This is a genomic window from Sorangium sp. So ce1335, assembly GCF_051521615.1.
GTDB lineage: Bacteria > Myxococcota_A > Polyangia > Polyangiales > Polyangiaceae > Sorangium.
Genome location: NZ_CP150363.1, coordinates 2,453,440 through 2,472,635 on the forward strand (window position 1 = coordinate 2,453,440; position 19,196 = coordinate 2,472,635).

Genomic DNA, 19,196 nt, shown 5'->3' on the forward strand with positions numbered 1-19,196 from the left:
GCCCTCTCAGCGCTCCAGGCTCTCGTCCACGAGAGCGCGGATCTCGGCAAGCTTCTTCGCCTTGCCCTCGTCCAGGGATCGCGGCTTCGCCGCGCCGGCCGCGAGCGCTCGCTCGAGGTCGCGCAGCTCGTCGTCCGCCGTCGGCGCGGGCCGGCGCTTGCCGAGGCCGAGCGCGCGGGCCAGCCAGCTCCTCGCCTCGCCGATCGCGTAGTCGTCCGCGGCGATCCGGTCCGGCGCGGCCCGCAGCATGCGGACGAGCGCGATGTTGGAGCTCGCCCAGACGGCCGACTCGTCGAAGTGGGCGCGCGGCGTCACGTCGAGGTGCCGCGCGGCGGTCCGGTCGGGCACCTGGTGCAGCCGGCAGTAGACGGCGAGCGCGAGCGCGAGCTCGTCGACCGGCATCTTCGTCGCCGAGTGTACCTGCACGCCGCCGCACCCCTTCGCGTAAAGGTACGAGCCGTTCGTCGCGAGGACCCCGAAGCCGAGCAGCACGGCGGCCAGATCCACGGCGGGCTCCCGGTCCGTCGGCGCGAGCGCGTCGAAGGCGCCCGCCTCGCTCAGGAACATGAACGACACGGCGCGCACGAACCCCGTCGTGAGCACCGTGGGGTTGCGGAGCTCTCCCGCGGAGACGGCGACCCGGTACCCGCCGTCGTCGCGCCGGGCGACCCGCTCGAGCTTGGTGTCGAGCGCCATCCCGCCGCACGCGCCGCTCGAGCAGCTCACGGTGCTGGCCTGACCCTCCGGGGTGACCACCGCGAGCTCCACCGGGAGATCCTGGAGCCCGGCGTGCTCCTGGACCCGCACCATCAGGGCGGCCACCGTCTTGGGCGAGCCGTCGTACGGGTCGGGGAAGAACTCGGCCGTCGGCTGCACCAGCCCGCGGACGGGCTCTGCGCCGTGCTGGAGGAGGGCGGCGGTCGTCCGAAGGATCCAGCGGATCTGGGATTCGTCCGGGAGGTCCATGACGCTACTTTATGCCATGGCCGCGCGCCGGTCGCGCGGGAGCTTCAGGGGCTTCAGAAGAGGGGAGGGCGGCCGGGGCGCCGAGGCCAGCGCACGTCGGCTCCTCCTTATCAGCTGCTGCCCCTGGTTCAGCCCCAGGACCGCTCCTGGCCGAGAGCTTTCGTTGCGATTTTTTGTCCATGGCACTTCCTTTTCGACGGCGGTCGGCGGCCGCGTAAAGTTGTGCCCCCATGACGGAAGAGGCGAAGGACATTTCCGAGAGGAAAGCCGACCACATCGAGCTGTGCGCGACCGGTGACGTCGGATTCCGGGCCAAGACCACGCTTCTGGAGCAGGTCGAGCTGATCCATGACGCGCTGCCGGAGCTGTCCCTCGACGCGATCGACACCTCGGTGCTGCTGCTCGGCAAGCGGCTCCGCGCGCCCCTCCTGATCGCGGCCATGACCGGCGGCACGGAGCGCGCGCAGGCGATCAACCGGGAGCTCTCGCGGATCGCCGAGGAGCGCGGGTACGGCTTCGGGCTGGGGAGCCAGCGGGCCATGCTGAACGGCGACGCCTCCGCCACGTACGAGGTCCGCGAGCACGCGCCGACCGCCCTGCTCCTCGGGAACATCGGCGCCGTGCAGGCGCGGTCGCTGTCCACCGAGGCGGTCGCCGAGCTCGTCGCCCAGGTCGGCGCAGACGCGCTGTGCGTCCACCTGAACCCCGCGATGGAGCTGGTCCAGCCGGGCGGTGATCGCGACTTCTCCGGCGCGCTGGAGGCGATCAGCCGGCTTGCGAGCGGCCTCAGCGTGCCCGTCGTCGCGAAGGAGACCGGCTGCGGTATCGGGCCGGGGACGGCCTACAGGCTCGTGCGGGCGGGCGTCCGCAACCTCGATGTCTCCGGCGCCGGCGGCACGTCCTGGGTCGCGGTCGAGACGGCGCGGGCCGACGGCGCGGCCCGCTCCCTCGGCGAGGCGCTCCGCGAGTGGGGCGTCCCGACCGCCGCCTCGGTGCTCATCGCGCGGTCGATCCGTCCGCGCTTCAAGACCGTCATCGCGACAGGGGGCATCACGAGCGGCCTTGACATCGCCCGGGCGCTCGCGCTCGGCGCGCACGCGGCCGGGATCGCGCGCCCGGTGCTGCAGGCCTTCATCTCGGGGGGGCGGGACGCCGCGGTGCGGTACCTCGAGACCATCGAGGCGGAGCTCCGGGCGGTCATGCTGCTCGTCGGGGCGCGCGACGTCGCGTCGCTCCGGAAGACGCCGGTGCTGCTCGGCCGGGACCTGCGCCGGTGGGCCAAGCTGCTGAAGCAGATGGAAAAGGCGTAAGCCGTGGAGAGGGGGGTAGGTGGGCCGGGGAGGCGTGGCGCCCGTGCCCGAGGTAGGGCCAGCGGGTCCGGCCCGACGTCTGTGACGACCGCGGGGCGCCGGGCGGTCCGCCCTTCCGGCGGGAAGTCCGGGCGCGGCTGCGGGCCGCGCTCGACGCTTCCGTCCGGTCAGCCCCGCATGATACGGTCCGAAGCTCTGGAGAACCCCGGGATAAAATGACGGAGAAAAAAGGGCGTCAGAGCGATCGTCCCCCCGAGGACCTGAAGAAGGAGCGCGATGCCTTCATTCAGCAGTTCTTCCGCAAGGGGGCGCAGCTGACCGAGGAGCTCCTCCGTGAGAACGAGCGCCTTCGCGACAAGATCACCGAGCTCGAGTCGGAGAACGGCAAGCTGCGCGCGCACCTCGCGAGCGACTCGGCCATCCGCGACCTGCTCCGCAAGATCGAGGAGCTCGAGCAGGAGAAGCGCGATCTCGTGACGCAGTCGGTGCGGATGGTGGCGGCGTCCGACCGCTTCAACAGCCGCTACTCGGAGGCGGAGGGGGAGCTCGCGAACCTCGCGAACCTGTACGTCGCGCTGTCGCAGCTCCACGCGGCGCGCAACGTGCGCCACGTCCTCCGCAACCTGAAGGAGCTGCTCGCGCAGTTCCTCGGGGCGGGCGCCTTCTCCGTGTACCTTGCGTCTCCTGATGGTAAGGAGCTCGTCTCGATCGCGAGCGAAGGCGTCGCCGTGGAGGAGATCGCGCGCATGCCGGTGACCGAAGGCGCGGTCGGCCAGGCATTCTCGAAGGGGGAAATCTTCTTCGACGAGAACAAGGACGTCTCCAAGGGGAGCATCGAGGATCCCGCTGCAGTGATCCCGCTCGACTTCAACGGGCGCACCGTGGGTGTCATCGCGATCTTCAGCACGCTCCCGCAAAAGACGGAGTTCGTGAACGTGGACACCGAGCTCTTCAAGCTCCTCGGGGCCCAGGCCGCCCCCGCCCTCATCAACGCGCGGCTCTTCACCGACGCCGGCCGGAAGGTGCCCGGCGTCCAGGCATTCCTGGACCTGGAGGACTGATCATGGCCGAGTACTCGTGTCTGATCGTTGAAGACTCGCCCATGATGCGGCAGCTCTTGGTCTTCGCGCTGGCGCGCGTGAAGAACCTCCGCGTCACCGAGGCGGACGACGGCGTCGACGGTCTCCGCAAGCTCGCCTCGACCAAGTACGACGTCATCATCACCGACATCAACATGCCGATCATGGACGGGCTCAAGCTCGTCAAGCGCGTGCGCACGGATCCGGTCCACAAGGACACCCCGATCATCATCATCACCACCGAGGGGTCGCAGGAGGATCGCCAGCGCGCGCTGCAGCTCGGCGCGAACGCGTACATCACGAAGCCCATCCAGGCGCCGCAGGTCATCGCCAAGGTCAAGGAGCTCCTGAAGATCGACTGAGGGCGCGCGCGGCGCCGGGCGCGCGCGCACCGGTCGGCCGAGCAGGGCCTGCGCGGCCTGCTCCGGGTACGATCGTTGAGCGCGTCGCGAGCGCGCGACCGCGTCGCGCGCACCGGTAGGTGCGCGCGGTCCCAGCGTGATTCGTGCGCGATTCCCGCGTGATTCTCGCGTTATCCCCGCTTTATTCCCGCGCGATTCCCGGCCTCACGACTTCTGGCCAAACTTCAGGAGCACGCGGTTGCGGCCGGTGCGCTTCGCCTCGTACAGCGCCTCGTCCGCTGCCGCGATGAGTTGCTGGCCGCTCTGCACCGGGATGTCGGGGTGCGCCGCGACGCCGACGCTGATCGTCGTCGGCACGCGGACGCCCTCGTGCTCGAAGACCGATCCCTCGACGAGGAGTCGCAGCCGCTCACCGAGGATGCCCGCGTTCTCGAGCGCCACGCCGCGGCACAGGATGCCGAACTCCTCACCGCCGTAACGCGCGAACACGTCCTCCGTCCTGACCGTGTTGCTCGCGATCTTCGCGATCCTCGCGAGGACGTAGTCGCCGGCGAGGTGCCCGAACGTGTCGTTGATCCTCTTGAAATGATCGACGTCGAACATGAGCAGCGACAGGTGCGCGCTGTGCCGACGCGCATAGGAGACCTCGGTCTCGAGCCGGTCCAGGAAGTACTTCTTGTTGAAGGCCTTCGTGAGGGCGTCGCGAAGCGCCGCATCGTACATCTGCTGCTGGAAGGACTCGTCCAGGTAGTCGTGGTAGGTGAACTTGAGGACGGTCGTCGAGCCCAGGCGGATCTTGTCGCCGTCGTGCAGGGCGGCGCGCGTCACCTGCTCGCCGTTCACGAGCGTCCCGTTGGAGCTGTTGAGATCCTCGATCAGCACCTGGCTGTCCATCTGGAGGAGACGCGCGTGGCGCCTCGAGATGCCGTCGTCGTTCAGCCGGATGGTCGCCCCGGACGCCCGGCCGATCACGATCTCGGAGCCCTCGACCCGGTACATCTCGCCGACGTTCGACCCGGCGAGCACGATGAGGTAAGCGCGATCCTTCGCCGAGCGCGCCGGGAGCTCCTTCTGGAGTTCCCCAACGTTGGCCACCCGCGTGGCCTCGAAGTCATCGTCGGGGTTGTAGCTGCCCATGCTCCCTGAGGATGATCCTCAATCCTTGAAACAGGTTCAAGCGCGAGGGCATGGCGCACGCGAGGTTCCGTGTCGGGTAGGATGCGCGACGTGCGTCTGCGTGATCACGCGCGCCGAGCGCTGCGCGCGTGGCTCCCGCCGTCGTCCTCCGCCCGTGGGGCTAGCGGCGCCCCGACGCCTCGCCGCGCCCCGACGCCTGGCCGCGCGCCATCACGCCGCTCGGCCCAGCGGCACCACGACCTGCTCTACCCAGAGCTCGCCCGCTCGGATCTCGACGAACGTCGCGTCGGCGTGGCCCGTGCCGTAGGTGGAGACGGCCCCGCTGCGCACAAGCTCGCCGGAAGGGCGCGCGCCGACGCGCACGCGATCGGCATCACCTCGCACATCGCTCCGCATCGAGCACGGCGCCTCGCCCACCGAACCGACGTTGATGATGCGGACGCCGCCCACCATGCGGTCGAACGGGACATGGGATCCGCCGCAGATCACGACGTCCGCCGGGTCGTCGCCGAGGAGGGAGAGCACCTCCTCGTCCGTCATGTCGTGCGAGATCGGCTCCAGCGGGTCCGCAGGGGAGCCGTGCACCAGGACGAGCTCGCCGCCGTCCTCGAGCGGCAGGCGGTACGTCGGGGAGAGCCGCGCCAGCCGGGCGAGGATCAGCTCGCCGAGCTCGGTGCGCGTCTGGGCCAGGCGATCGAGCCGCGCGCGCTCGTGCTCGCTCCGCGGCCTGACGTTGTGGATGTCCAGCGTCGCCAGGGCGCGATCGGATACGCCCTGTACACACACCGCCTTGGCCTGGGTGAGCCGGCGCCAGGTCTCGAGCGGCTTCGGGCCGGGAAAGCAGAGATCTCCGGCGACCAGGAGCTGGGTGTAGCCTCGGCGCTCGGCGGTGGCCAGGACCGCCGCGAGCGCGTCGGCGTGGCCGTGGATATCCGAAACGCAGAGCAATCGCACCCGGCGAGCATAGGATCTGGGAGCGGCTCCGCCAAGGCGCGAGGTGGGGCCAGGGCGCGATAAACTGGCGGTCGGGCGCTGCGGAACCCACGTTCGCGCCCCAACGTCTTGCTAGCCTCGGGCCATGCAACAGGTCTCGAGGCTCCTGGAGATCGCGAACACCATCGATGAGCAACGCGTGAAGGACCGCGCGGCGCGGCTCGCGCCTCGCCTGCGCCCCGGGACGATGGCCTTCGCGATCGCGGCGCTCCTCACGGCCGCCTACCCCGCGATCGGCGCGATCATCGAGGCAAATCCGGACATCGCGGAGCGGCTCGCGGCCGAGGGCCACCAGACCGCCCGCGACCGCGCCACGTACCTCGCGCAGATCCGGGCCCGCGTCGGCGACGTCTCGGACGCCGACCGCGTCCGCCGGGAGCTGCGGCGCGTGGCGCGCGACGAGCGGATCCGCATCGCGCTGCGCGAGCTGCTCCCGCCCTCGGCGGGCGGCGCGGACATCGACGTCACCGCGCGCGAGCTCACCGCGCTCGCCGAGGCCACGATCGAGATCGCGCTCGCGGAGGCCGTCTCGGCCGTGACCGCGCGCTTCGGGGAGCCGCGCACCGCGACCGGCGCGCGGTCGAAGTTCGTCGTCCTCGGGATGGGCAAGCTCGGCGGCGACGAGCTCAACGCGGGCTCCGACGTCGACCTCATCTACCTCTACGACACCGACGAGGGGCAGGTCGGCCCCTCCGGCGATCGCGCCGTCTCGGTCACCCTGCACGACTTCTGGGCGCGCGTCGCGCGCCGCCTCACGTCGACGCTCGAGGAGGTCACCGAGGACGGCTTCGTCTGGCGCGTCGACCTCCGGCTGCGCCCCGAGGGGCGCAGCGGCCCGCTCGTCAACTCGCTCGCCGCCGCCGAGCGCTACTACGAGTCGTTCGGCCGCCTCTGGGAGCGCGCCGCGCTGCTCCGCGCCCGCGAGATCGCCGGCGATCTCGACTTCGGCGCCGAGGCGCTCGGGGTGCTTGCCCCGTTCGTCTGGCGGCGCCGGGTCGACCCGCAGCTCGCGGTCGACATGATCGAGCTCGTCGAGCGCGCCCGCGCGGAGCTCTCGCACGACGCCTCGCGCGATCTCAAGCTCGGCCCCGGCGGCATCCGCGAGGCGGAGTTCTTCGTGCAGGCGCTGCAGCTCATCTGGGGAGGGCGCGAGCCGCGGGCGCGCGCGCAAGGCATGCTCGACGGCCTGCGGCGCCTGCGCACGCTCGGGTACGTGACCGACCGCGAGGGGCGGGAGCTCGTCGAGGGCTACCTCGCGCTCCGGCGCGCGGAGCACGCGGTCCAGTCCGCGACCGGCGTGCAGACGCACCTGCTCCCCGACAGCGAGGCCGAGCTCGGGCGCCTCGCCCGGACGCTGCGCTTCAAGGACGCCGCGGCGTTCCTCGCCGACACCGAGCAGCGCCGGAGCCAGATCAAGGCGCGACTCCTGTCGCTCCTGCCGAAGGGGAGCACGCGGCCGTCGCGGTGGATCGAGGCGATGGCCGCGCTCGATCGCGGCGATCGCGAGGCCTTCGCCGACGCGCTCGCGAAGCACGCGGTGCTCGTCCTCGGCGGTCCTGCGGGCGAGCCGGAGCCCGCCGAGGGCGGCGCCGCGGCGGACGCGGCCGCCGCGGCGGACGCCAGCGCCGCCGCGGAGCTCGCCGCGCAGCCCGGGGCGGCGCCGATCGAGCCGGGGGCGCGCGCCTCGCTGGCCGCGCGCTTCCGCGACGTCGCCGACGACCTCTTCGAGCTCTCGCGGCACCCGGACGGCCTGCTCGGCGCGCGCAGCCGCGAGGCGTCCTCGTCGCTCGCGGAGACGCTGCTCGCCGCCGTCGTCGACGCCGCCGATCCGGAGCAGGCCGCGCGGTTCCTCCGGCTGTGCTTCTCGCGCATCCGGCACCTGTCCGTGTACGCGCGCATGCTCGGCGAAGATCCGCGCGCGCTCCGCCGGCTCGTCGAGGCGCTCGGATCGAGCGCGTTCATCGGGGACGCCATGGTCAGGTACCCCGAGCTCGTCGACGTCGTGCTGTTCGCGCGCGGCGCGCCCGGCCGCGATGTCATCAGGCACACGATCGAGGAGAGCCTCAGCGAGGCCGCGCCGGACGAGGATCCGGAGGAGGCGCTCATCGCCGCGCTCCGGCGCGCGAAGGCGCGCGTCACGATCGAGGTCGGCCTCGCCGACCTCAGCGGCGAGGTCGGCACGCGCGAGGCGACGCTCGCGCTCTCGGATCTGGCCGACGCGTCGCTCGAGGCCGCGACGCGCTTCGCGCTCGGGACGCCGCCGGGAGAGCCTGTGCGGGGGCTCGCCGTCATCGCGATGGGCAAGCTCGGCGGCCGCGAGATCGGCTACGGGTCCGATCTCGACGTCTTCTTCCTGTTCGACCCGGCGCGCGCGCCGTCCGGCGAGTGCGGGCCCGGCTCGGATCCCGGCACGTACTACGCGCGGCGCGCCCGGCAGATCATCCGGCTCATCTCCATGTCGCACGCGGCGGGCCCGGGCTACGAGCTCGACACGCGCCTGCGCCCGTCGGGGAGCCAGGGGCTGCTCGTCACGTCGATCGACTCGTTCGCGCGCTACCACGGCATCCGCCGCGCGGGCGCGGCGCCCGCGGAGTCCGACTCGTCGCCCGGGGCGCGGCACATGCGCGCGGCGGTCTGGGAGCGGCTCGCGCTGATCCGGGCGCGCGCGGCGGCGGGCGATCCCGAGCTCGGGGCGGAGGCGATCGCGATCGCGCACGAGGCAGCGTACCTCCAGGCGGACGACTTCGATCGCATCGCCGAGGAGATCCACCGGCTGCGGCTCCGCATGGAGCACGAGCTCTCGCACGAGCGCCGCGGCCGGCGCGACTTCAAGCTCGGGCGGGGCGGCCTCGTCGACATCGAGTTCGCGGTGCAGCTCCTGCAGATCCGTCACGGCGCCGACCCGCGCGTGAGGACCTCCGAGACGCTCACGGCCATCGAGGCGCTCGCCTCGGCCGGGTACCTGTCGCCCAAGCACGCCGAGGTCTTCCGGGACGGCCATGCCTTCCTGCGCAAGCTGGAGCAGCGGATCCGCATCGTGCACGCCGACGCCTCGCAGCTCCTCGAGGAGAACGCGCCCGGGGTGCCGTTGCTCGCGCGGCGGACGGGCATCCGGGGCCGCACCGCGGCCGAGGCGGCGAGGGAGCTGCTCGCGCGCTACGGCGCGATCACCGGGCGCGTCCGCGCGGCGTACGATGCCATCGTCGCCAGCGCGGCGGCGCACGAGCCGGGCGCGCCCGGCGAGGCGCGCTGAACGTTGCCGTTGACCCTCGCGGGGCGCGGTGGAATGCCAGGCGCGAGACGATGACCACCCAGAGCGAGCAGCACGCAGAGGCGGCCGGCGCGCGCCGCGGCCTCACCCAGGTAACCTCCCTCGACAGCCTGCTCGGCGCGCACCCGGACGCGCTCCGGCAGATCTACGGGGCGGGGAAGCCGGCGGACCCCGCCGAGCTCGGCGACGCGCCGCGAGGGCGCTTGCTCGCCCTGCAGCCGACGGCCGGGGTTCACCTGGCGACGCGCCCGCTGATGAAGGCGCTCGCGTCGCGCTGGATGCCCTGGAAGGGGAACGAGTTCGACCACGGGGGCAACTCCGGCACGAACCTCGTCTTCGGGAGCAAGGTGTGGCGCTTCAAGGCGCAGCTCCTGCCCTCGGAGCTCGACGGGGCGCCGACGCTCGCGCTGACCTATGGAGAGAGGGCGTTCGGCAATCCCTGGCCTGTGAGCGCGCTCAAGGACGAGCTGCGCACCGTGGCGCCCGGGGTGGCGCTCGGTCCGATGTTGCTGAAATGGCAAGACCGCTGGCACCACGTGCTCTGGTTCGGTCTGACGCGCGTGGATCCGCAGTAGCCAGTCGCCCGGCCGCTCGTTCCGGCGGCCCGGGGCAGCCGCGGTCCCCGCCTTTCCCTCCCTCGCTCGCGACCCGCGTGTGCTCGGCGCGCCCCTCCAGCGGCGCCCCTGGCACGAAGCGCCCTCACGTCGATCCCGCTGTCATCGCCTCTCACACGGTGTCGCAGGCGCGTTTCGCGGGCGCGAAGCTCTGCTGTCCCCGTCGTCCGACGCAGCGGTGCGCGCGCCGTGCGCGGTGGCGGCAGCTTTGGGTATAAGGGCTTACCCCGATCCACCCTCGCTGCGTTCCTGGTCCTTGCCGGACGTCCTTCCCGATGTCCACGCTGTGGCCTACGATGACACTGGGCGGCAGCAGGGCACCTTTGCTCGCAGCGCCCGGGAGGCTCGAAATGTTGACTTGGTCGGGCAAGGCGGGAGTCTTGATGGCTGCGATCGCCGTGGCGCCGGGCGTCATGGCTGGATGCTCCTGCGGCGACACGGGGGGCACGGCGACCACGGCATCCGGCGGCGCGGGGCCTGGCACTGGAGGTGGGACTGGCGGCAGCGACTTCGGTCTCGGTGGTGGCGTCCTCGCGAACGTCGGGAGTGGCGGCGCGGGCGGCGAGGGCGCGTGCGAGGGCCTCGAATGCCAGCAGGTCGAGTGCGAGGGCGGGGCGAAGACCACGGTGAGCGGCACCGTCTACGACCCCTCGGGCAAGCTGCCCCTCTACAACGTGATCGTCTACGTCCCCAATGCCCCGGTCGAGCCGATCCCGGACGGCGCGACCTGTGACCAGTGCAGCGCCACGCTCTCGGGCTCTCCCATCGCGACGGCGCTCACCGATACAAAGGGAAGCTTCGTCCTGGAGGACGTGCCGGTCGGCGAGAACATCCCGATCGTCGTTCAGGTGGGCAAGTGGCGGCGCGAGATCGTCCTCCCGGTGGTCGAGAGGTGTCAGGACACCCCGACGGACGCCGGGACGATCCGGCTGCCGCGCAACCAGGAAGAGGGGCACATCCCGAAGATCGCCCTGACCACGGGCGGCGCCGATCCGCTCGAGTGTTTGCTGCACAAGCTCGGGATCTCGGAGAGCGAGTTCACGCCGGCGACAGGGACCGGCCGGATCAACCTGTTTGCCGGCCGCGGCGACGCCGGGCACCCCGTCACCACGCAGTACGCGGACGGCCTGAATGAAGGCGTCGAGTTCACGCCGGCCACCGAGCTCTGGGGGAGCGTGGACAGCCTGCGCCAGTACGACATGGTGATCCTCGCCTGCGAGGCCGATCCCCACATCGCCGACAAGCCCGAGACGGCGCGCCAGGCCCTCTTCGATTACACGTCGCTCGGCGGGCGCGTGTTCGCGTCCCACTGGCACAACGTCTGGCTGAAGCGCGGGCCGGCGCCGTTCCCGGAAACCGCGGTCTGGGACAACATCAACGCCGACCCGGAGAGCCCGCTCACCGCGCTGGTGGACACCACGCGCCCGAAGGGCGAGGCCCTCGCGGACTGGCTCGTGAACGTGGGCGCGTCGGACGTGCCCGGCCAGATCGTGATCAACGGCGCGCAGCACACGGTGAACGACGTGAACGACGAGATCTCGACCCGGTGGATCTATTACGATCAGCCGGAGCCGGCCGGGATCCAGTACTTCACGTTCAACACGCCCATCGGCGTCCCGGAAGACCAGCAGTGCGGCCGCCTCGTGTTCACCGACATCCACGTGTCCGCGGGCGACCTCACGGGCCCGCCCTTCCCGGAGGGCTGCTCCACGGACGAGCTGACCCCTCAGGAGAAGGCGCTCCTCTTCATGCTGTTTGACCTGTCGGCCTGCATCGTGCCCGACGACGAGCCGCCGCCGATCCCGGAGCCTGTCCCGCAGTGAGGCGCGCCGCGCGCCGTCGACCCCGCGCGCGCGTCCGCTGACGTCTGGCGCCGGTGCCCCACCGCCGACGTCATGGGCCAGGCCCCGAGGCGAGCATCCGTGCTCTCCTGATCATCGTCATCTCTCCCCCGAGCCGTCGTGGAGATGGCTTCGCTCGCAAGGCGAGGGCGAGACCGCCCCGCCGGCGCGGCGATCGCCGGGCGTTGTCAGGATGTGCCTTATTATCCCTCCGGCAAATCCCGCCAGACTCGGCGCGCTGACCGCAGGACGCGCCTGAGGCGTGCGCGTCGCCGGCGCTCGCCATGGCGGGCGCTCTGCTGTAGATTCACGCTGTCAGCGCAATGCCGCTCTGCTTCCTCGCACCTCGAAGCGATATCGATCGAGCCGAGGAAATGCACAAGGTGCACAGGGACACGACAGCAAAGACAGGAGGCTGTCGCGGTGGGAAGCACCACGCAGATACGGAATGTCATCCATGCGTGGCCGCGGGATCCTGCTAGGATGAACGTCGGCCGCAGTGCGGCGCCACATCCCTGGGTCGTCTGCTCTCGGCTCGTCCGAAGGAGCATGCCAACGATGGTCCAGCATCTCCCTACGCCAGCGGCCGCATGTCGGGTCCTCGAGGGCTGGCCCCGCGAGGAGGATCGTGCGCGCCGGCCGCGCGGGGCGTCGCAGGGCATCGGGCGCACGGAGGCGCTTCCGCTGCAGAGCAGGATGGGGGGGAAGTGCGGAGTGATGGAGGGCGATGAAGTTCAGGTCTGTCCTGCGTCACTGCCGCCGTCGTCGCGCCGGTACCTGATCGGCCGGCGCGGCGACGCGGGCTGCCCGCTCTGCGCGAGGCGCGCGCGGTCGACGATGGCGGGCCTCGGGGGGACGTCGTACCACTTCCTGACCGCGACGTGGGTGGTCCTCATGGTCGGCGAGCCTCTGTCCTCGCCCTCGCCGTCGTCGCGCTGATCGAGCCCGGGGCGCGAGGGCGCCCCTCGACGACTGGGCCAGGGCGCAGCCACCGCCGACGCGGGCCCGCCCGCAGCGCCGACGCGAGCCCGGCTGCAGCGCAGACGCGAGCCTGGCCGCAGCGCCGACGCGCGCCCGGTCGCGGCGGCGCCCGCCGGCGAACGGCGGCCCGATCGTCCTGGGGTGGGAGATGGGAAAGAAGGATGCGGTGGGCGCTCCGCGGCGCGCGGCGCGCCCGACGCTGCGGCTCAGCGGGCCGCCGATCGCCTTCCGGCGGTCGCGCGCTTCTGACCCGCCCGCGGCGCGCCCGGCTGCGTTGCCCTCGTCCGCGGAGCCCCGCCTCGCCCGGCGCGCCCGACGGAGGTCCGCGGCTTCGTCGCGCCCGCGCGCGGCGTCGCCGCCCGCTTCGAGCCCGCCGCCTTGCGCGCCGCCGTCTGTCGCCCGGCGCCGGCCGCCGGCCCCGCCGCGCCGCGCGCGCCCGCCGGCCCGCCGGCGGCGCTCCGCTTCCTCGTCGCGGCCGCCTTCTTCGCGGCGGTGCTCCGCTTCCGGCTCACCTGCCCGGCGGCCGCCTTCCTCGCCGTGCCGCCCACCTTCTTCGCCGTCCCCGCCGCGCGGCGGGGCGTGCCCGGCCGCGCAGCGGCGCCCGCGCCGGCCTTGCGCGGCGCCCCCTTCTTGGCCTGCGTCCCTCGCCGCGTCGGGCCCGCGGTCTTCCTCCCGCCCGCGGTCGAGGCCCTGGTCCGCCGGCCCGTCGCCGTCCGACCGGCCTCGCCCTGGGACGTCGCGGTCGAAGCCTGGTCCCGCTCGCCGCTCCCGACCCGCTTCCTCTGCTTGGACGTATCCTTCGCTGTCTCGCCTCTCGGCATGGAGCCCTCCCCCGAGCTCTCTCGACATGAGCTCGCTCGTGGACTCATGGTGCCACAGCGTTCCCTCTTTCCCGGTCGGAAAGTCGGCGGGAAGTACCGGAATCGAAATCAGGAGTCGCTGTAGCCCACCCGGGCGGAAGCGCCTATTGCGCGTCCGGCTCGCCGCACATCGCCGCTGAAAACCCGCCCCGGCGTGCTCAGAACCCCAGGTCGAAGCCGACGCGAGCGCCGGCCTTGATGTTCCACTGCGCGGGGCGCTGGTGGGTCTCGAGTACGTGCTCGACCGCGACCCCGACGCCGGCCCACGGCATGATGCCCCGCACCCGCAGGGCAGAGACGCCGATCAGCGTGCCCACGCGAAGCCCCGGGCTCACCCGGAGGTCGTCCTGGGTGAAGTACGCGATCGACGCGAGCTCGCCCTCGTAGTGCCAGGTGCGGGCGTGATACCGCAGCACCATCGGCAGCGCGGCGGTGAAGCGGATCGGAAAGCGGGTCTTCGTCTCGGTCTGCTCGAACTGCGCCGTGCCGCCGAACTCGCCGCCGGCCAGGAACGTCCAGCGCTCGTTGATGCCTCGGCCGAGCAGCAGCCGCGCCGAGCCGCCCGCGCCGAGGAGGACCCTGCCTTGCGCGGCCTCGAGGGCCCCGAGCCCGCCTCCCTCCAGGTTGAGCGTTGTCCGGTAGGCGTCCGTCTCGCGCCCGCGGAACGCCGGCGAGGGGCGGAGCCAGAACGGGCACTCGGTCGACGTCTCCCGCGGCGCGCGCGTGCCGCGCGCGTCGCTCGTGAGGCGCGTGTCGTCGCCGTGGCCTGCGCGGCGCATCGCCTCGTGGAGGAGCGCGCGCACCCGGGTCGCGAACAGGAGATCCGCGACCTCGTCGAGGTCGCCCCCGCGGCGCCGGAACGCCTCCTCGACCGGCCCGCCGAGCTCGCGGATCCGCCGGTCGAGCGCGGCGAGCGCGGCGACGCGCGTCTCGGGGGTCGCCGAGCACACGCTCATCAGCGCGGGCGACATGATCTCGTCGAGCTCGTAGCGGTCGATCGTCCAGCCGAGCGACTGCTGCACCTCGACCATCTTCTCGAGATCGACGAGCAGGCCCACCACCGCGAGATCGCGCGGCGCCCCGTCGGTCCTCGCCCGCGGCGGCGGCGTCGCGGTCGTCGCGGGCGGCGGCGCGGCCGCGGCGGGCGGCGGCGCGGTCGTCGCGGGCGGCGGCGCGGTCGTCGCGGGCGGCGGCGCGGCCACGGCGGGCGGCGGCGCGAGCGCGACGAGCGCGGCGAGCGCGGAGCCCTGCGCCAGCGCGGAGGCCTTCCTGATCGGCGCTCGCACGATCGCGTCCCGCATGGTCCGTCAGGAGCAGGCGCCGTCGCCGGCCGAGCCGCGCGCGTCCCCGTGCGGGCCGTTCGCGCCGCCCGACCGCCCGCCCCACGTCGCGGCGCAGCGGTCGCCCGGGGCGGCGCGCGATGTCCCGTCCTGCGCGCGGCCGCCGCGCCCGCGCCCGCCTTGCGGGCGCGCCGGCGCGTCCTGGGCGACCCCTTCGCACGCGCGCTCCGGCGGCCCGCCGAGCTGCTCGCGCGCGCCGCCGCCGAGGCGCGGCGTCGCCGGGCTGACGGACAGCGGCGTCGCCGGGCCCACCGGTAGGAGATCGACCGCTCGGGGAAGCACGTCCGGGAGGCTACCACGGGCGCAGCGCGCGACGGGCGGGCGTGGCGGTGGGACGGCCGACGGCGCGGGGACGTCGGTGAACCGCCGAACGTGCGGACCGGAGACCGCTTCCGATGCTACACTCGCAGCGTGTCGTTGAAGATCGACCAGGATCACGGGCGCTTCCGTCAGATCGTTCGCGGCCGCATCCGCGAGAACCTCCGCAAGTACATCTCGCAAGGCGAGCTCATCGGGCGAAAGGGAAAGGACCTCGTCTCGATCCCGATCCCCCAGATCGACATCCCGCGCTTCCGCTTCGGCGACAAGCAGCGCGGGGGCGTTGGGCAGGGCGACGGCAACCCCGGCGATCCCGTGGGGGGCTCGGACGAGAAGCAGCCCGGGCAAGGGCAGGCGGGCAGCGGCGAGGGCGATCACCTCCTCGAGGTCGACGTCACGCTCGAGGAGCTCGCCAGCATCCTCGGCGAGGAGCTCGAGCTGCCCGACATCCAGGACAAGGGCAAGAGCAAGATCTCGAACGCCCACGATCGCTACTCGGGCATCCGCCGCGTCGGCCCCGAGTCGCTTCGCCACTTCAAGCGGACGTACCGCGAGGCGCTGAAGCGGATGATCTCGAGCGGGACGTTCCGCCCGACGGCGCCCGTCGTCGTCCCCATCCCGGACGACAAGCGCTACCGCTCGTGGAAGACGATCACCGAGCCCGTCGCGAACGCCGTCATCATCTACATGATGGACGTCTCCGGATCGATGGGCGACGAGCAGAAGGAGATCGTGCGCATCGAGTCGTTCTGGATCGACGCGTGGCTGACCCGCCAGTACAAGGGCCTCGAGTCGCGCTTCATCATCCACGACGCGATCGCCCGCGAGGTCGACCGGGAGACGTTCTTCCACACGCGCGAGTCCGGCGGCACGATGATCTCGAGCGCCTACAAGCTCTGCTCGCAGATCATCGACAACGACTACCCGCCGGACGAGTGGAACATCTACCCGTTCCATTTCTCCGACGGCGACAACTGGTCGATGGACGACACGCTCTCGTGCGTGGACGTGCTGAAGACCCAGATCCTGCCGCGGGTCAACATGTTCGCCTATGGGCAGGTCGAGAGCCCGTACGGGTCGGGCCAGTTCATCAAGGACCTGAAAGAGCACTTCTCGCAGGACGACCGGGTCGTGGTGAGCGAGATCAGGGACAAGGACGCGATCGTGGGCAGCATCAAGGATTTCCTGGGGAAGGGGAAGTAGAGCGGTATGAGCAAGTTCGCGCTGAACACCGCGCTGCCCCGCTACCTGCGCACCGAGAAGGAGCGCATCGAGAAGATCGCCCGGGACTACGGGCTCGACTTCTTCCCGGTCATCTTCGAGATGCTGACGTACGACCAGATGAACGAGATCGCCGCGTACGGCGGCTTCCCGAGCCGCTATCCGCACTGGCGGTTCGGCATGGAGTACGAGCAGCTCTCGAAGAGCTACGAGTATGGCCTCTCCAAGATCTACGAGATGGTCATCAACAACAACCCCTCGTACGCCTACCTGCTCGAGGGCAACTCGCTCACCGATCAGAAGCTCGTGATGGCGCACGTGTACGCCCACGTCGACTTCTTCAAGAACAACTTCTGCTTCCGGTCCACCGACCTCGACCACCGCGGGCCGATCGTCGACCCCGTGCGGAGGAGCGAGAACTACGATCCCGACCGCAAGTGGATCGACAAGATGGCGAACCACGGCGCGCGCGTGGCGCGCCACATCGAGCGCCACGGCATCAACAAGGTCGAGGCGTTCATCGACCACTGCCTCTCGCTCGAGAACCTCATCGATCCGTGGGCCCCCTTCACCGGCCGCCCGGCGCCCAAGGAGGAAGAGGATCCGACGGAAGAGCCGATGGACACGTACAAGCTCCGGGCGAAGGAGTACATGGACTCCTTCATCAACCCGGAGGAGATCCTCGAGGCGCAGCGGAAGAAGCGACAGGAGCAGAAGAAGCCCGAGCGCAAGGTCCCGGAGCGCCCCGAGCGGGACGTCCTCAAGTTCCTGCTCGACCACGCGCCGCTCGACCGGTGGGAACGCGACGTGCTCGAGATCATCCGCGAGGAGACCTACTACTTCGTGCCCCAGCGGCAGACGAAGATCATGAACGAGGGGTGGGCCTCGTACTGGCACTCGAAGATGATGACCGAGAAGGTCCTCGATGCCTCGGAGATCATCGACTACGCCGAGAACAACGCCGGCGTCATGGCGACGGCGCCGGGGCGCTTCAACCCGTACAAGGTCGGCGTGGAGCTCTACCGGTACATCGAGGACCGGTGGAACAAGGGCCGCTTCGGCCGCGAGTGGGAGGAGTGCACCGACCTCGACGCGAAGCGCACCTGGGACATGCGGCTCGGCCTCGGCCGCGAGAAGATCTTCCAGGTGCGCGCGCTCTACAACGACGTGACCTTCATCGACGAGTTCCTGACGCCGGAGTTCGTGATCGATCAGAAGATGTACACGTTCGGCTTCTCCGGGCGTAACGACAGGTTCGAGATCGAGAGCCGCGAGTTCAAGGAGGTGAAGGAGAAGCTCCTCTTCCAGCTCACGAACTTCGGCGATCCCTACATCCGCGTGGTCGACGCCAACTACGGCAACCGCGGGGAGCTGCTGCTCGAGCACGTGCACGGCGGCTTCGACCTGCGCGCCGACTATGCGCGCGAGACGCTCGTCGCGCTCGTCCGGTGCTGGAAGCGGCCGGTCGGCGTCGCGACGAGGATGGATAACAAGCCTGTGCTGCTCCGGTACGATGGCAAGGAGCACGCGATGACGCCGTACAAGCTGTGAGCTCCAACGGATCGCTCGGCCGGCTCGCGGCGCTGCTCGCGCTCGCCGGCTGCGCCGTCGCGCCGCCGCCCCCGCAGGCGCCCGCGCCTGCTCCGCTTGCCGCGTCGCCTGCGGTGGCGCCGGCGACGGCAGCGCAGGCCGCGCCGCCGGCGGGGAGCGCCGCCGCGGCGCCGGCGGGGAGCGCCGCCGCGGCGGGCTCGCTCGCGGACGGCGCGGTCGCGGGCTCGGGCGTCCCGCTCGACGCGCCCTCCACGAGCGAGCCCGCCGCGGCGAGCCCGCCCCCGCGCGTCGCGCGCGGCACGGGCACGGCGGCGGACAGGAAGCTCGAGGAGGGCGACGCCGCGTTCGCGACAGGCGACTTCGCCGCCGCGGAGAGGGCCTATCGCGCGGCCGCGCAGCTCGACAGGAGAGACGCCGCGGCGATCGTCGGCGCGCAGCGCGCGGCGATCGCGAGGGCGGGCGTGTCCACGGAGTACAGCGGCGCGCCAGGCGACAGGACGCTGCTCGCGGCGATTCCGGAGCTGAAGCGCGCGGTGAAGCTCGATCCGGGCTACGCGCCGGCGCACCTCGAGCTCGGCCGCGCGTACCTCGTCCTCGGCCGCGCCGAGGCGGCGCTCGGCGAGCTCGCGCGGGCCGCAGAGCTCGCGCCCGGCGACGCCGAGGCGCGTTCCGCGCTGGGCGTCGCGCACCTCGCGCTCGGAAACCTGCAGGACGCCGTCCGCGAGCTCGCGCGCTCCGCCGAGCTCGCGCCCGGCGACGCCGAGCGGCAGGCGAACCTCGGGACAGCGCTCCTCGCCGCCGGCAAGACGGCCGACGCGATCCGCGCTTACGAGCGCGCCGCGAGGCTGTCGCCGGCGGACGCGCGCCTGCAAAACGATCTCGGGACGGCCCTCCTCGCCGCGAACGATCCTGCGCGCGCCATCCCGTACCTCGAGGCCGCCGTGGCCCGCGACCCGGGCCGCGCGACGTACCGGTCGAACCTGGGTTATGCGCACCACCTCCGCGGCGACCTGCAGAAGGCGACAGCGCTCTACCGCGAGGCGCTCAAGCTCGACGACAGGCTCGGCAGCGCCTGGATCAACCTCGGCAACGCGCTGGCGCAGTCGGGCCAGCTCAAGGAGGCGCGCGCAGCGTACGAGAAGGCGCGCGCCGCCGATCCCACCGATCCGCGCGTGAAGGCCGTGATGGAGGAGCTCGACGCGATCGAGCGGCGCGGCGCCGCGCCGAGGTGACCCGAGGAGGGCGGCGGCGCTCGCCCCGCGGCGCTGCGCGCCCCCCGCGCCGCGCAGGGGGCCGTGCCCGGGCCGCGCGTCGGGGCTCCCCGACAGCGCCGGAGTGAACAGGAGAGGTCC

16 protein-coding genes are annotated in these 19,196 nt (G+C 72.0%); 9 read left to right on the forward strand and 7 right to left on the reverse strand.

The annotated features are described in order from the left end of the window. Window positions 1–6 precede the first annotated feature (6 nt). Window positions 7–966: a hypothetical protein gene (locus WMF24_RS09145; RefSeq protein ID WP_437735992.1), complete on the reverse strand. Its 960-nt coding sequence runs from the start codon at window positions 964–966 to the stop codon at window positions 7–9. A gap of 230 nt (window positions 967–1,196) precedes the next feature. Between WMF24_RS09145 and fni the strand changes: the two genes are divergently transcribed. From fni to WMF24_RS09160, 3 genes are all read left to right on the forward strand, one after another. Further along, window positions 1,197–2,276 (forward strand): type 2 isopentenyl-diphosphate Delta-isomerase, encoded by a 1,080-nt coding sequence (fni, locus tag WMF24_RS09150; protein WP_437735993.1) that lies wholly within the window; start codon window positions 1,197–1,199, stop codon window positions 2,274–2,276. A gap of 215 nt (window positions 2,277–2,491) precedes the next feature. Then, window positions 2,492–3,337 carry a GAF domain-containing protein gene (locus WMF24_RS09155; RefSeq protein WP_437638040.1) on the forward strand — a complete coding sequence of 282 codons (846 nt, stop codon included), beginning with the start codon at window positions 2,492–2,494 and terminating at the stop codon, window positions 3,335–3,337. Between the two features lie 2 nt (window positions 3,338–3,339). Next, window positions 3,340–3,717, forward strand: a complete 378-nt coding sequence (locus tag WMF24_RS09160; protein WP_012234398.1) for a response regulator — start codon at window positions 3,340–3,342, stop codon at window positions 3,715–3,717. Between the two features lie 204 nt (window positions 3,718–3,921). Here WMF24_RS09160 and WMF24_RS09165 read toward each other — a convergent pair whose 3' ends face one another. Beyond that, window positions 3,922–4,854 (reverse strand): diguanylate cyclase, encoded by a 933-nt coding sequence (locus tag WMF24_RS09165; RefSeq protein ID WP_437735994.1) that lies wholly within the window; start codon window positions 4,852–4,854, stop codon window positions 3,922–3,924. Between the two features lie 210 nt (window positions 4,855–5,064). Beyond that, on the reverse strand, window positions 5,065–5,808 hold the full coding sequence (locus tag WMF24_RS09170; RefSeq protein ID WP_437735995.1) for a metallophosphoesterase family protein: 744 nt from the start codon (window positions 5,806–5,808) through the stop codon (window positions 5,065–5,067). A 124-nt stretch (window positions 5,809–5,932) separates the two neighbouring features. Between WMF24_RS09170 and WMF24_RS09175 the strand changes: the two genes are divergently transcribed. The 3 genes from WMF24_RS09175 to WMF24_RS09185 all read left to right on the forward strand — a co-directional run bounded on the left by WMF24_RS09175 (window position 5,933) and on the right by WMF24_RS09185 (window position 11,555). Then, window positions 5,933–9,100, forward strand: a complete 3,168-nt coding sequence (locus WMF24_RS09175) for a bifunctional [glutamate--ammonia ligase]-adenylyl-L-tyrosine phosphorylase/[glutamate--ammonia-ligase] adenylyltransferase (RefSeq protein ID WP_437735996.1) — start codon at window positions 5,933–5,935, stop codon at window positions 9,098–9,100. Window positions 9,101–9,150: 50 nt separating this feature from the next. Continuing rightward, window positions 9,151–9,693: a hypothetical protein gene (locus tag WMF24_RS09180; RefSeq protein WP_437735997.1), complete on the forward strand. Its 543-nt coding sequence runs from the start codon at window positions 9,151–9,153 to the stop codon at window positions 9,691–9,693. Window positions 9,694–10,115: 422 nt separating this feature from the next. Further along, window positions 10,116–11,555: a carboxypeptidase regulatory-like domain-containing protein gene (locus tag WMF24_RS09185; protein WP_437735998.1), complete on the forward strand. Its 1,440-nt coding sequence runs from the start codon at window positions 10,116–10,118 to the stop codon at window positions 11,553–11,555. Between the two features lie 752 nt (window positions 11,556–12,307). On the opposite strand, the gene WMF24_RS09190 is transcribed toward WMF24_RS09185, so the two are convergent. The 4 genes from WMF24_RS09190 to WMF24_RS09205 form a co-directional block, all read right to left on the reverse strand. Next, window positions 12,308–12,469 carry a hypothetical protein gene (locus WMF24_RS09190; RefSeq protein ID WP_437735999.1) on the reverse strand — a complete coding sequence of 54 codons (162 nt, stop codon included), beginning with the start codon at window positions 12,467–12,469 and terminating at the stop codon, window positions 12,308–12,310. A gap of 291 nt (window positions 12,470–12,760) precedes the next feature. Further along, complete coding sequence (locus WMF24_RS09195; protein WP_437736000.1) at window positions 12,761–13,375, reverse strand: hypothetical protein; 615 nt, start codon at window positions 13,373–13,375, stop codon at window positions 12,761–12,763. A 197-nt stretch (window positions 13,376–13,572) separates the two neighbouring features. Continuing rightward, window positions 13,573–14,715: a hypothetical protein gene (locus WMF24_RS09200; RefSeq protein ID WP_437736001.1), complete on the reverse strand. Its 1,143-nt coding sequence runs from the start codon at window positions 14,713–14,715 to the stop codon at window positions 13,573–13,575. Between the two features lie 6 nt (window positions 14,716–14,721). After that, window positions 14,722–15,036 (reverse strand): hypothetical protein, encoded by a 315-nt coding sequence (locus tag WMF24_RS09205; RefSeq protein WP_437736002.1) that lies wholly within the window; start codon window positions 15,034–15,036, stop codon window positions 14,722–14,724. Window positions 15,037–15,165: 129 nt separating this feature from the next. Between WMF24_RS09205 and WMF24_RS09210 the strand changes: the two genes are divergently transcribed. From WMF24_RS09210 to WMF24_RS09220, 3 genes are read left to right on the forward strand one after another with little or no spacing between them, the layout of a single operon-like run. Beyond that, on the forward strand, window positions 15,166–16,275 hold the full coding sequence (locus tag WMF24_RS09210) for a DUF444 family protein (RefSeq protein WP_437736003.1): 1,110 nt from the start codon (window positions 15,166–15,168) through the stop codon (window positions 16,273–16,275). Between the two features lie 6 nt (window positions 16,276–16,281). Further along, the gene (locus WMF24_RS09215) at window positions 16,282–17,844 is read left to right on the forward strand and encodes a SpoVR family protein (RefSeq protein WP_437736004.1); all 1,563 of its coding nucleotides are present in this window, start codon (window positions 16,282–16,284) and stop codon (window positions 17,842–17,844) included. Then, window positions 17,841–19,076 carry a tetratricopeptide repeat protein gene (locus WMF24_RS09220; RefSeq protein WP_437736005.1) on the forward strand — a complete coding sequence of 412 codons (1,236 nt, stop codon included), beginning with the start codon at window positions 17,841–17,843 and terminating at the stop codon, window positions 19,074–19,076. The genes WMF24_RS09215 and WMF24_RS09220 overlap by 4 nt, the downstream gene beginning before the upstream one ends. Window positions 19,077–19,196 lie beyond the last annotated feature (120 nt).

What these genes read in the sequence shown, in the direction of transcription:
- WMF24_RS09215 (WP_437736004.1), top strand. Translation starts at nt 16,282, where the DNA reads ATGAGCAAGTTCGCGCTGAACACCGCGCTGCCCCGCTACCTGCGCACC.
- WMF24_RS09175 (WP_437735996.1), top strand. Translation starts at nt 5,933, where the DNA reads ATGCAACAGGTCTCGAGGCTCCTGGAGATCGCGAACACCATCGATGAG.
- fni (WP_437735993.1), top strand. Translation starts at nt 1,197, where the DNA reads ATGACGGAAGAGGCGAAGGACATTTCCGAGAGGAAAGCCGACCACATC.
- WMF24_RS09180 (WP_437735997.1), top strand. Translation starts at nt 9,151, where the DNA reads ATGACCACCCAGAGCGAGCAGCACGCAGAGGCGGCCGGCGCGCGCCGC.
- WMF24_RS09195 (WP_437736000.1), bottom strand. Translation starts at nt 13,375, where the DNA reads ATGCCGAGAGGCGAGACAGCGAAGGATACGTCCAAGCAGAGGAAGCGG.
- WMF24_RS09185 (WP_437735998.1), top strand. Translation starts at nt 10,116, where the DNA reads ATGGCTGCGATCGCCGTGGCGCCGGGCGTCATGGCTGGATGCTCCTGC.
- WMF24_RS09160 (WP_012234398.1), top strand. Translation starts at nt 3,340, where the DNA reads ATGGCCGAGTACTCGTGTCTGATCGTTGAAGACTCGCCCATGATGCGG.
- WMF24_RS09165 (WP_437735994.1), bottom strand. Translation starts at nt 4,854, where the DNA reads ATGGGCAGCTACAACCCCGACGATGACTTCGAGGCCACGCGGGTGGCC.
- WMF24_RS09155 (WP_437638040.1), top strand. Translation starts at nt 2,492, where the DNA reads ATGACGGAGAAAAAAGGGCGTCAGAGCGATCGTCCCCCCGAGGACCTG.
- WMF24_RS09145 (WP_437735992.1), bottom strand. Translation starts at nt 966, where the DNA reads ATGGACCTCCCGGACGAATCCCAGATCCGCTGGATCCTTCGGACGACC.
- WMF24_RS09190 (WP_437735999.1), bottom strand. Translation starts at nt 12,469, where the DNA reads ATGAGGACCACCCACGTCGCGGTCAGGAAGTGGTACGACGTCCCCCCG.
- WMF24_RS09200 (WP_437736001.1), bottom strand. Translation starts at nt 14,715, where the DNA reads ATGCGGGACGCGATCGTGCGAGCGCCGATCAGGAAGGCCTCCGCGCTG.